This is a genomic window from Cryobacterium sp. TMT1-3 (genome assembly GCF_004402315.1).
GTDB lineage: Bacteria > Actinomycetota > Actinomycetes > Actinomycetales > Microbacteriaceae > Cryobacterium > Cryobacterium luteum.
This window is the reverse complement of the sequence record NZ_SOFW01000040.1, coordinates 224,093-235,742: the sequence shown is the minus strand read 5'-3', so window position 1 is coordinate 235,742 and position 11,650 is coordinate 224,093. Positions and strand designations below refer to the sequence as shown.

The 11,650-nt window shown below is 63.8% G+C and carries 10 protein-coding genes, 2 tRNA genes and 1 pseudogene; 10 read left to right on the top strand and 3 right to left on the bottom strand.

Annotation, left to right across the window (positions count from 1 at the left end; translation table 11 throughout):
- The first annotated feature begins 34 nt into the window (after positions 1–34).
- Positions 35–1,210, top strand: a complete 1,176-nt coding sequence (locus E3O25_RS17790) for a M23 family metallopeptidase (RefSeq protein ID WP_134361596.1) — start codon at positions 35–37, stop codon at positions 1,208–1,210.
- A 227-nt stretch (positions 1,211–1,437) separates the two neighbouring features.
- Here E3O25_RS17790 and E3O25_RS17730 read toward each other — a convergent pair whose 3' ends face one another.
- Both E3O25_RS17730 and E3O25_RS15605 read right to left on the bottom strand, forming a co-directional pair.
- Positions 1,438–2,220: a GTP pyrophosphokinase family protein gene (locus E3O25_RS17730; RefSeq protein ID WP_166787767.1), complete on the bottom strand. Its 783-nt coding sequence runs from the start codon at positions 2,218–2,220 to the stop codon at positions 1,438–1,440.
- A complete protein-coding gene (locus tag E3O25_RS15605) occupies positions 2,217–3,917 on the bottom strand; it encodes a glycoside hydrolase family 13 protein (RefSeq protein WP_134361595.1) in 1,701 nt (566 codons plus the stop codon). Before E3O25_RS15605 ends, E3O25_RS17730 begins: the two co-directional genes overlap by 4 nt.
- Before the next feature lie 128 nt (positions 3,918–4,045).
- Here E3O25_RS15605 and E3O25_RS15600 point away from each other — a divergent pair.
- From E3O25_RS15600 to E3O25_RS15590, 3 genes are all read left to right on the top strand, one after another.
- A tRNA-Thr gene (locus E3O25_RS15600) sits at positions 4,046–4,117 on the top strand.
- Between the two features lie 31 nt (positions 4,118–4,148).
- Positions 4,149–4,222: transfer RNA gene (locus tag E3O25_RS15595), tRNA-Met, on the top strand.
- Positions 4,223–4,456: 234 nt separating this feature from the next.
- Positions 4,457–4,741, top strand: a complete 285-nt coding sequence (locus tag E3O25_RS15590) for a hypothetical protein (RefSeq protein ID WP_092106405.1) — start codon at positions 4,457–4,459, stop codon at positions 4,739–4,741.
- A gap of 23 nt (positions 4,742–4,764) precedes the next feature.
- Here E3O25_RS15590 and E3O25_RS17725 read toward each other — a convergent pair whose 3' ends face one another.
- Positions 4,765–5,379, bottom strand: a complete 615-nt coding sequence (locus E3O25_RS17725; RefSeq protein ID WP_166806040.1) for a DUF4232 domain-containing protein — start codon at positions 5,377–5,379, stop codon at positions 4,765–4,767.
- 545 nt (positions 5,380–5,924) lie between these two features.
- Here E3O25_RS17725 and E3O25_RS15580 point away from each other — a divergent pair.
- The 6 genes and pseudogenes from E3O25_RS15580 to E3O25_RS15555 all read left to right on the top strand — a co-directional run bounded on the left by E3O25_RS15580 (position 5,925) and on the right by E3O25_RS15555 (position 11,605).
- Positions 5,925–6,581: pseudogene (locus E3O25_RS15580) on the top strand (PDDEXK nuclease domain-containing protein).
- A 531-nt stretch (positions 6,582–7,112) separates the two neighbouring features.
- Positions 7,113–7,808 carry a hypothetical protein gene (locus tag E3O25_RS15575; RefSeq protein WP_092106401.1) on the top strand — a complete coding sequence of 232 codons (696 nt, stop codon included), beginning with the start codon at positions 7,113–7,115 and terminating at the stop codon, positions 7,806–7,808.
- A 516-nt stretch (positions 7,809–8,324) separates the two neighbouring features.
- Positions 8,325–8,810, top strand: a complete 486-nt coding sequence (locus E3O25_RS15570; protein WP_134361593.1) for a histidine kinase — start codon at positions 8,325–8,327, stop codon at positions 8,808–8,810.
- Positions 8,811–8,885: 75 nt separating this feature from the next.
- Positions 8,886–9,743 carry a DUF4097 family beta strand repeat-containing protein gene (locus E3O25_RS15565; RefSeq protein ID WP_092106397.1) on the top strand — a complete coding sequence of 286 codons (858 nt, stop codon included), beginning with the start codon at positions 8,886–8,888 and terminating at the stop codon, positions 9,741–9,743.
- Positions 9,744–9,809: 66 nt separating this feature from the next.
- Positions 9,810–10,772 (top strand): ATP-binding cassette domain-containing protein, encoded by a 963-nt coding sequence (locus E3O25_RS15560; protein WP_134361592.1) that lies wholly within the window; start codon positions 9,810–9,812, stop codon positions 10,770–10,772.
- The gene (locus tag E3O25_RS15555; RefSeq protein WP_134361591.1) at positions 10,769–11,605 is read left to right on the top strand and encodes an ABC transporter permease; all 837 of its coding nucleotides are present in this window, start codon (positions 10,769–10,771) and stop codon (positions 11,603–11,605) included. Before E3O25_RS15560 ends, E3O25_RS15555 begins: the two co-directional genes overlap by 4 nt.
- Positions 11,606–11,650: the final 45 nt, after the last annotated feature.

The window sequence follows — 11,650 nt, the reverse complement described above, 5'->3', positions numbered from 1 at the left end:
CGAAAGCTGCATTTTGTCACGTCACACTCCATCTTTGGACACCTCCGTGTCCGGCGAGAGTGACGGTACCGTATTTCCCCCAGCTGAACCGGCAGCTCTCACCCGTCGCGAGCTGCGCGAGCGCGAGCGTGTTGCCTTCTCCCAATTGGCTCCGGTCGACGAAGATGTCGTCGATGTTGTTCGACTCAGCCCTGCCGCCGACCTGATCGTCGCTGCCGATCTGACCGAACCCGACCTCGAGCCGGCCGTCGTCACCGAGACCGACCGTGTCGTCGCCGCCCTGCCGATCGCCGACGCTGAGCCCACCGACTACGAGAAGCTCCTGGCTCCCGGCATCGCCCCGTCGATCCCGACGGTGATTCCTGCTGCCGGAGACCGCCCGCACCGCCGCCAGCGCATCGAGCACAAGCCCGGCGAGACCTTTGCCCCCGCGCGCAAATTCGTTCCGGCCGCGGCACTGCCCCGCCGTACGCCCCGCGCACGGCCAGCGGGCAGCACCATGCGCAAGCGCGCAGCCAAAGGCGCCTCGATCCTCGCCATGTCGTTCGTAGCTTTGATGGCCGTGGCTACCTCGCTTCCGGCGGAGGCGCTGCTGTCCTCGCAGGACGTGCAGGCATCCGTTTTGGAAGCCCAGCGCGTTCTGCCGGCCGACGAGGTACAGAGCATGAATCTGGCCGGCGGCGATACCGTCACGGTCGAGCGTGACGGTTATGAGTCGAGCACCGTCGCTGAGGTTGCCGCAGCCAGCGGTATCCGAATGGAAGACACCTTCACCAACAACCCGAACGGCACGATTCAGTGGCCGTTCGCCGTCGGCGTGCACATCGGTGACCAGATCGGCTACCGCAACTGTGCCGGCTGCTCCGTGAACCACGGCGGCCAGGACTTCAATCCGGGCGTCGGTGCGCCGATCCAGGCCATCGCCGACGGCGTGGTCAGCTACGCCGAAGACGGCGAGGCCAGCCTCGGCGTGCACATGATGATCGACCATATGATCAACGGCGAGCTCGTCACGAGCGTGTACGCCCACATGATCCACGGATCGATGCTCTTCAAGGAGGGCGACGTGGTCAAGGTCGGCCAGGTCATCGGCAAAACCGGCAGCACCGGAATGTCGACCGGACCGCACCTGCACTTCGAGATTCGCCAGGGCGGAATCACCGGCACCAAGATCGACCCGCTCGCCTGGCTCTACGCCAACACCAACTAGCCGCGGCCGGTGGGCCAATGTCATGGTGGCTGATTCAGGAAATCGGACCAGCGAGCGCTGGGGTGCCCCGTGTTTCCCAGGTTTCAACTGGTCGCTCGCCTCAAATTTCCTGAATTAGCAACCGAGGGCGGCCTCGTTGGTGGCGAGAGCAGGCATAACGAGCACGAAAATGAGTGAGTTATGCGGGGTGGGTGTTGGCGACCCGCTCGAGCGAACCTGTCCAGGGGCTATTCCGGCTCGGTGCGGCCGCGCATAAAGGAATCGAGCAGGCCCTTCGGCAGCGGAAACGGCGGGAGTCCGTCGAAACTGAACAGGTCGGCGTCGTTGGGATCGACGCTTTCGAGCGCCACGACCTGGTCGTGCAGCAGTTCCATCTTCACGTCGAGGCGACTGGCGGCATCCGCTGCCTGCCGCAGGTCTTCGACGAGCGTGTCCGGCACGGCACCGTTGTATTTGTAGAAGATCTTATGCTCGAGGCTCGCCCAGAAGTCCATGGCGATGGTGCGAATCTGAATCTCCACGGTGACCGGCTGTACGCGGTCGGACATGAACACGGGAATCGCGACGATGAGGTGCAGGCTCTGATAGCCGTTCGCCTTCGGCTCCCGAATGTAGTCCTTCTCGTGCAGCACCGTCACGTCCCGCTGCCCGGCGAGGAGGTCCCGAATGCGATACGTGTCGCTGATGAAGCTGCAGGTGATGCGAATGCCCGCGATGTCCTGAATATTGTCGCGGATGCCGTCGAGTTCGAGCGGATATCCCTTGCGGATGGCTTTCTGTAGAATGCCTTCCGGCGACTTGAGCCGCGAGCTGACATGCTCGATCGGACTGTAGTCGTGGATCGAGCTGAACTCCTCCTTGAGAATGTTGATCTTGGTGAGCATCTCGTCGCTCGCGAATTTATACGACATCATGAACCGGGTCAGCTCGAGCTTCAGCTCGCGCATCGCGGCGATGCTCGCCAGCGCGCTGTTGCCGGTCTCATCCGGTCGGCCTGCGGCGTCGGTCATGCCCGTGCTGAGCGCAACCAGACCGTCGCGTCTCCCGGTAAGATGCGTCCGACCAAGTCTTCACTGGCCAGCAGCACGTCACCGTCCGGCAGCTGAACGGATGCCGTCCCCGTGTTGGCCAGCACGGTCACGTCGCCGTTGCGGTACGCCACAACCTCGGGACCGAACCCGTCGAGCCAGACGACGGTACCGGAGGCCAGGGCGTGCTCGCGCCGCAACCGCAGCGCGAACTTGTACAGTTCGAGCGTCGATCCGGCCACGCCGTCCTGCTGGTCGCGAGCCAGCCCTGCCCACTCCTTCGGTTGCGGCAGCCAGCTCTTCGGCCCGGTGCTGAAGCCGAACGATTCACCGGCGGCTTCCCACGGAATCGGCACGCGGCATCCGTCTCGCCCGTAACGCTCGCCGTTCGTACGAAACCAGGTGGGGTCTTCGCGGGCGTCGTCGGGCAGGTCGACGGCCTCGGGCAGGCCGAGCTCTTCACCCTGGTACAGATAGCTCGAGCCGGGCAGCGACAGCATCAAAGCGGATGCCGCCCGCGCTCGTCGGAGACCCAGCGCCGGGTCAGGCAGCCCGACCGTTTTCGGACCGATACCGTGACCCTGCAGGTTGTCGCCGGTGAGGGCAAGCCGGGAGGCGTGGCGCACCACATCGTGATTGGAGAGCACCCAGGTGCTCGGTGCGCCCACGTTGCCGAAGGCTTCGAGCGACTCGTCGATGACGCTCTTGAGCTTCGCGGCGTTCCACGGGGTCTCGAGGTAGGCGAAGTTGAAGGCCTGGTGCATCTCGTCGGGGCGCACCCATTTGGCCATCTGGCTGAGCGGATCGACCCAGGCCTCGGCGGCGAGAACGCGGTCGCCAGGGTAGGCCGCGAGCACCCGGTGCCAGTCGCGATAGATCTCGTGCACGCCATCCTGCGCCCAGTACGGGGCGGTCAGCGGCGTCTCGGCGGTGATGCCCGGTTCCAAAGCGGATGCCGGTGCCCCGCCCATGCTGCCGCCCTCGGCGGGAGGCGTGTAATCGGGGAGGCCGGGAGCCTTGATCATGCCGTGCGCAACATCCACTCGAAAGCCGTCGACGCCGCGATCGAGCCAGAAGCGCAGCACCGCACGGAACTGTTCGCGTACCCACTCGCTGTCCCAGTCGAAGTCGGGCTGGCTGCTGTCGAACAGGTGCAGGTACCACTGGCCGGGGGTGCCGTCCGGATCGGTCGTGCGGGTCCAGGCGAGGCCGCCGAAGACGGACTCCCAGTTGTTCGGAGGCAGCTCGCCGTTCTCGCCCTTGCCGTCGCGGAAGGTGTAGCGTGCGCGTTCTTCACTGCCAGGGCCGGCGGCGAGCGCCGCCTGGAACCAGCCGTGGTCGCTCGAGGAATGGTTGGGCACGATGTCGACGATGACGCGAATGCCCAGGGAATGGGCGGTGCGTTGCAGCACCTCGAAGTCGTCGAGGGTGCCAAACAGTGGGTCGACGTTGCAGTAGTCAGACACGTCGTAGCCGGCGTCGCGTTGCGGTGATGTATAGAAGGGAGAGAGCCAGATGGCGTCGACGCCCAGTTCTTTGAGCTGGGGCAGTCGCGCGCTGATGCCGGCGAGGTCCCCCATGCCGTCACCGTTGGCGTCGGCGAAAGATCGCGGGTAGATCTGATAGATAACGGCGGTGCGCCACCATTCGGTTCCGGAAGTCAGATTGGTGACAGTCATCCTAAAATGTTACGGCATTGCTGCTGGATGCCCCTAGCGAGGGAAAGTGGTCCGGACCTCGCTGTCGGGGTGATAAAGTTTCTAGGTTGCCAAAAACGCGGCATTGCTACTGTTTTTTTGGTTGCTCTGCCCCCTTAGCTCATTGGTAGAGCACTTCCTTGGTAAGGAAGAGGTAGTGGGTCCGATTCCCACAGGGGGCTCAGGCTTGGAAGCGAACAGCCGACAAGTCGCGGCGGGGTAGCTCAGTTGGTTAGAGCACACGGCTCATAATCGTGGTGTCGCGGGTTCAATTCCCGCTCCCGCTACACGGTATTCACTAAAATCGCCCCGGACTTCTGCGGAAGTCCGGGGTATTTTTTCGCCGATTTGCGGTTTTGCCACCATCAACCCCGCAGATTGAAGTAGCGGGTTCCCCTGGTTTGATCGCTTCAACGGCCAATTTCCGACTGATTTTTCGTCCATCCATGCACCGGCGGAGACGAGAAAATTGGCGCGCGTCGAGGTGTCTTCTGCTCACTTCGTCAACCCCGCAGATTCAAATGGACGGCAGCAAGGAATTCATCGTTTCGGCCGTAGTGAGCTACTGGGCTACCGCTGGTATTACGATCGCCATTCAAATCGGACTGCTCGTGCGGGCACTCGTGCGGCGCCGTGGCGGCCTTGTGCTGATCGCGAGCGTGGCTGTGATCTTGACGGTGGGTGTGTCGTTGTTAGTGTCGGTTCCAACGATCGATTGGCGTCCTGATCCTCCAGCGACGACCGTCAACCCGGGCTATCGCCCCTGCTCCAGCGGCAGCGGCAGTGGCGATTGCATCGGCGGCTGAGTGTCGCTGCCTATGCGTTTGGATCAGAAGAGACTGGTCGCGCTGATCCACGACACGTTGTAGGTTGCGGGTGTGTTGCATACGGTGACGGGACTTTCCAGCGTGATGGTCCGCGATGAATCCCAATTGGGCGGACTCACGTAGGCCACATCGGCGACGGCGGTTTCACAGTCGTATGCTCCGGCATTGGTGAAGTGGATGGTGCTGTAGGCAGACGCCCCAGGAGCAAGTTGCACTTCCTCTGGCAGCCCGCTGTCTGCCGCGCGCTTCCCGACGACCGCCCCCGTAGCGCTGTCTGCGAGGTTGAAGATGGAAAGCGGTCCCTCGACCAGACAGGTGTCGCTGCTGGTATTAGTAAACGTGATCTCGGAGTAGAACGAACCTGCTCCGCTGGCCATCGGGTGTGCGGCGATCGAGATATCCAGGTTGTTCCCATCACATTCAGCGGCTCCGGCGGGCTCGGACTCCGCCGGAGCAGGCGTTACGGGCGAAGGGGAAGCAGACGGGGAGGCCGAACGATGACCCGTACTAGAGGGCGAAGGGACCGAAGTCCCTGCCGCACCGCTCACCTGGCCAGAGCAGCCAGTCAAGAAAAAGATGACGGTTAGTCCTGCGCAGAGCGCAGAAGTTTTCTTCATGATTTCCCCCGGTTGTCGTGGTGTCCATTGATGCATGTACCTGCGCTCTGCGACTAGGGACGGCGAGGTCCCGAAGTACGAGCAAAATCGCAACCCTGCGACCGCATATTTGCCGCACGCAGTCGCAGACGTTATCCACGACAACCGTAACGTGTCTCGGAACCTCAGTGCCTCATATAACCGATGGTTGGAAGACGGCCAGAGCCTCGAATTCGTGTCCCGTATGACGCAGGTGAGCGAGATTTCCTACAGGCAGGGTAAACGAGACAAGTTTGCTCAGGCGGGCGGCGGCGCCCAGCCTCAGCGGGGCTATTCCCGTTGGAGGTCCCCGTTGCTGACATGCCAATCAGTTGCATCCGGTTCGATCCTTAGGATGTTGAACAGGACCTGTGTTCCTTCAGTTTCAGAGCGCTGATTCTCGGAGGTTTTGTGGTTGGGATCGGTGTTGGGGGACCGGGATCATCTCCTCACACGGCGCGATGTTCGATTCTGCGGGCGGTTTGAACGAACCCGCATGCACTGGCCTGTGTTGCTAATAGGTCAGCATGCTGGGGGAATCCATCGGAACCCATCCCCGAGACGGAGATAGTCGAACTATGTACGCTCCCGCAAATATTCCAATTACCGTACGTCTCGAGCGGACCGGGTCGGCTCCGTCGAACTTCACCGAGCGGCTGGCGGCACCAGATTCCGAGTTGGCACGGCAGATCGCGAAGGATCCCTACGTCTTTGATTTTCTGGAATTTACCCGTGAAGCTGCGGAGTGCCATTTCGGACTTGCATTGACCAAGCGCATCGCTCAGACCCTCGCGGAGCTTGGTGCGGGTTTCGCATTTGTCGGCCGCCAAGTGCAGTTCGAGGTCGATGGGTAGGACTTCTATATCGAGTTGCTGTTCTTCCACGTACGCCAGCTCCGCTACGTCATCGTCGACCTGAAGGAGGGTGCGTTTGAGCCGTCCTTCACCGGGCAACTCGATTTCTACATCGCTCTGGTGGATGATCACCTGCGCTCGGACATGCACCGGCCGACGGTGGGCATCTTAATTCGCGGAGACAAGAGTGACCGTATTGTTCGATACGCGCTGAGCCAAGCAGGTTCGCCGATGGCCGTGGCCACATACACCTACGAGGCACTGCCGGCCGAAGAGCAGCAATCATTGCCGGACGCAAAAAAGCTGCTGGATGCCATCGCGGACGAATAGCTGGTAACCCTCAATTGTCCCACGGTGCGTGGGACAATTGGCGCTTCAGTTGGCCGGGTGGCGTGATGCTGATGGCTCATGACTATGTGCCTCGCGCTTGGTCTTCATTGCCGCGCATTCCCGTGCACGCCGGCGCCAGCGGACCTTCGAAAGTGGGTCAATATAGGTAACCAAAATGGCTGCGACCGGAGACGCTGCGTCGTCCGTTCCATCGATCTCGGCAATGGAAGATGACCAAGTGAGCTGATGTCGAATCTTTAGGTACTGTTTTCCACCAGGTGTCGCACGACGACGGTCTCATCAATCGTTCCATCAGGCCACCAGGACGGTGAAAGGGCATTCTCAAGCTGCGGAGAAAGTCAGCAGCGACCACTGTCGGGAATCTCGATTCGTGGATACCCTTCGCCGCAGGCGTGCGTGCGTGCGTGCGTGCGAATGAGGCCAATCCAATTGGCCTAGGGCTACGAACTGAAGTTGTCTCATTTAACCCTCGGGATCGTCCCGATGGGCGAGGTCACAAAGGAGTGAAACGTGAAGAAGAACATTAAACTGTTGCTCGGCGCGAGTGCAGCTGCGCTAATTGCTGTCTCGATGGGCGCTGCGCCGGCGTCAGCGCATGTCCCGAAATCGGTGCGCGGCAACGTGGTGCTGACCGCCCACCTGACGGAGCTCAACGACTCGGGTGCGTCGGGGAAGGCGTTCGCCGTCATTCGCGGCGAGACAATCCGGGCGATCGGGATCCGCGCCAAGGGTTTGACGCCCGATGCTCCCCACGCCCAGCACATCCACTACGGCGAACAGGCCATGAATGAGTGCCCCACACTGGCGTTGGACAGTAACGGGGACGGAAGGCTCAACACGGTCGAGGGCGTTCCGGCCTACGGACCCGTCGTGGTGTCCCTGAACACTCGAGGAGACACCACGCCGGCCAGCTTTCTCGACGTTTCCCGGTTCCCCGTCTCGAAAAACGGCTCCTATAACTATCTCCGGACCAACGTGAGCTTCACTGACGTGGCGGGAACCGGATATCCGGGAGCCGAGGGGCTCGGCACCGCCGCGCAGATCTCCGAGGCCATCCGTGATGGTGAAGGTGTTGTCGTGATCCACGGAAACGACTACGACGGCAATGGAACCTACAACCTCAGCGATCCCGAGGGCGTAAGCGAGCTCGACCCCGCCCTCCCCGCCGAGGCAACCGACCCGGTCGCCTGCGGAGTCCTGCACTAGCTGAGAACGTCCGGTCAAGGCTGAGGTCCAGGCGCAGTGCGGGCACGCACAGTGACGCACGACCTGGACCTCATCCTTCGACACAATGTCAAAATCGCCAGGTCTGCTCCGGCGCACTCAAGCGGGTAGTAGTGCTGGTCGCTCGGGTCTCACGGCTTTCGCCTTCACGTTTCCGCTGTTCCTCGCCATGCGCGAACGCGCTCTGGCTGCGACGCGCACAGTGCCCGCGGGCACGGCGGCGTCACGATCACCCTCAAGCTGAAAGAGATGAAAGCCGGATCCAGCCAGTCCGCCGCCTATTGTTGCTCAGCGACCCGGCACTGGTTGAATCCATGCACCAACCCGACAGAGGCTCCGCGCGCTGCTCCGGGCCCCCGGCGCTACGGAATTCGCCACGATCGCGACCACGCTACAGCTGAGCGAGGGGGCACTCGGCGTTCGACGCGGTAAAGACTGCTACCAAACATGACACCATTGTGACTTGACGTGACACCACGGTGGTGTCACTATGGTGACATGGAACTCGGACAGTATGTCAACGACCTGCAGCGCCACCTCGCGGATGCCGCCGACAATGGCACCGCAGGCACGCGCGTCGCGGAGCGCCTCGCCGCCGGACTCGACGCGGCGACCCGGCTCGTGCTGCTCGATGCGCTGTCCGCTGCGGCCGCCGAGATCACCCGAGACCTCGCCCCCGGATCGGTTGACGTGCGGCTGCGCGGACGCGAGATCGAGTTTGTGGTGACCCAGCCGAGTGCGGAGGCCGACAGTGACGAGCGAGGCCCGGCATCCGTTGACCTTGACGAAACGAGTACCTCGCGCACGACCCTGCGTCTGCCGGACGCCCTCAAAGCGCGGGTCGACGACGCGGCCGCCGCGGACGGCCTGTCGGTGAACAGCTGGCTGGTGCGTGCAATCGCTGCAGCCCTGCAACCCAGGCAACGACGATCCGCGCAGCGCACCCTGCGCACCGGTGACAACTTCACAGGCTGGGCGCGCTAGAGCGCCAGGCCGCCGCAAAACCAACCCGCGCACCCGCGTAGGTTGCACAACCACGCCCGGAAAGGCAGCGTCAGCATGCCCACATTCACCACCCCCACGCCCATCGACCTCGCCGTCAATCTGCAGGTCGGTGCCATCGAAATCGTTGCCGGTGACCGCGGCGAAACGGTGGTGACCGTGTGGCCGACCAACCCGACGAAGGCGGTCGACCTGCGCGGCGCGGAGGAGACCCGGGTGGACTTCGACGGTGCACGCCTGGTGATTGTGGGGCCGAAACCCCGCATCAGCTGGTTCGGCCCCACCGAATCGGTCGACGTGAAGATCGAGCTGCCGGCCGGATCGCGACTCACCGCCGAGCTCGCTGTCGGCGACCTGCGTTCGGTCGGCACCCTCGGCGCCACCCGGATCAAGTGTTCGATGGGGCCGGTAGATATCGATAGCACCGGCGACCTGTGGCTGCGCGCCTCCCACGGCAACGCAACCATCAAAACGATTCGGGGCGCAGCCGAGATCACCGCCGATCACGGCCAGATCCGGGTTGGAACGGTCACCGGCGACGCGCTTCTCAAAGCATCGCACGGCAGCATCACGGTCGGCGAGTGCGGAGGCGATCTCGACGCGAAGCTCTCTTATGGCGACCTTGAGATCTCCAAAGCGCTCGCATCCGTCTCGGCCAGGACCGCCTACGGCAGCATTCAGCTGCGCGACGTGTCGACCGGTTCCGTGCAGGTTGAAAGCGGCTTCGGTCAGGTCACAATCGGCGTGAAGCCCGGCGTTCCCGCCTGGCTTGACCTGTCGTCGAAAGAGGGCCATGTGCGCAACGAACTCGCCGGCGACAGCGCGCCCGCCGCCTCCGAACAGACCATCGCCGTGCGTGCCCGCACGCAGTACGGCAACATCACCATCCAGCGAGCCCGCGCGGTCGAGCGCTGAGAACCAGCGATTCGGCGAAGCTGCGTCGAGGAAGCTATCGAGGATAAAACAGAAGGGAACGACACCATGCATACCCCAGCGATCGACGTGCACGGACTGCGCAAATGCTACGGCGACCAGATCGTGCTCGACAACGTCGATCTCACCGTGCACGCGGGCACCGTGACCGCGCTGCTCGGCCCGAACGGAGCAGGCAAGACCACGACCGTGCACATTCTCTCGACCCTGCTGCGGCCCGATGGCGGGACGGCGTTCGTGAACGGATGCGACGTCATGCGCGACCAGGCCGGCGTGCGCGCCCAGATCGGTCTCACCGGGCAATTCTCCGCGGTCGACAGCCTGCTCACCGGCGAGGAGAACCTCAGGCTGATGGCGCGTCTGCGCCACCTCGGATCGAAACGCTCGAAGGCACGGGTGGTCGAACTGCTCGATCAGTTCGACCTCGTCGACGCCGCCCGCAAACCGCTGGCCACCTACTCCGGCGGCATGCAGCGCCGCCTCGACCTTGCCATGACCCTGGTGCAGGCACCGAGCGTGATCTTTCTCGATGAACCCACCGCCGGCCTCGACCCGCGCAGCCGCCGCACGCTGTGGGACATCGTGCGGGGCCTCGTGGCGGAGGGCGCGACCGTGCTGTTGACCACCCAGTACCTCGACGAGGCCGACCAACTCGCTGACCGCATCGCGGTACTCGACGGGGGCCGCATCGTCGCCGAGGGCACGCCGAACGAACTCAAACGCCTCGTGCCGGGCGGTCACCTTCGGCTGCGCTTCGCGGACGCTGCCGCGTTGGATACCGCCGCCCGCCTGCTTGACGAGTGCACCCGCGACGCCGTCGATCTCGCCCTCACCGTACCGAGTGACGGTGGAATCGGGGCGCTGCGCTCCGTGCTGGACCGCCTCGATGCAGCTCACATCGAGGTCGCCGACCTCAGCACCCACACCCCGGACCTCGATGACGTCTTCCTCGCCCTCACCGGCACGAAGACTCCGGCCGGCCCGGTCGACGCGAAGGGAATGACGTCATGACCACCGTTTCTGCGCGGGTGAAGCCGGCCGCGGGCATCCGGCGGCCGTCGCACGTCATCGCCGACTCGCTCACCATGCTGCACCGCAACCTGCTGCACATGGTGCGCTACCCGGGACTGTCGGTGTTCACCATCGTGGGGCCGGTGGTGATTCTGCTGCTGTTCGTATTCGTGTTCGGCGGCACGCTCGGGGCCGGGCTGCCCGGCGTGAACGCGACCGGCGGGCGCGCAGCCTATCTCGCCTACGTGGTGCCGGGCATCCTGTTGATCACGATCGCCGGTACGGCCGGCGGCACCGCGACCACAGTCTCGATGGACATGACGACGGGGGTGACCGCACGGTTTCGCACCATGGCCATCTCGCGCGCCGCGGTGCTCGCCGGGCACGTGCTCGGCAACGCCATCCAGGCCTTGATCGCGGTCGCGCTCGTACTCGGCGTTGGCCTGCTGATCGGGTTTCGTCCCACGGCTTCACCGCTCGAGTGGATGGCCGCAGCCGGCCTGCTCGCACTCGTCGCCTATGCGATCAGCTGGCTCGGGGTGGCCATGGGCATGCAGGCCAAGTCGGTCGAAACGGCGAGCAACCTGCCGCTGATCCTGACACTGTTGCCGCTGCTCGGCAGCGGCTTCGTGCCGACGGAGTCGATGCCGGCCGGGTTGGCCTGGTTCGCGCTGTACCAGCCGTTCACTCCGTTCATCGAGACGATCCGCGGGCTGCTGCTCGGCACCCCGCTCGGCACCAACCCCGTGTTCGCACTGGGCTGGTGCGTCGCGACCGCGTTCCTCGGGTACGCCTGGTCGCGGGCGATCTACGAACGTAAGTCGGTGCGCTGAGTTCACGCCGTTCGGGAAACGGTCGGGCGCTCGGCCGCCTGTGCT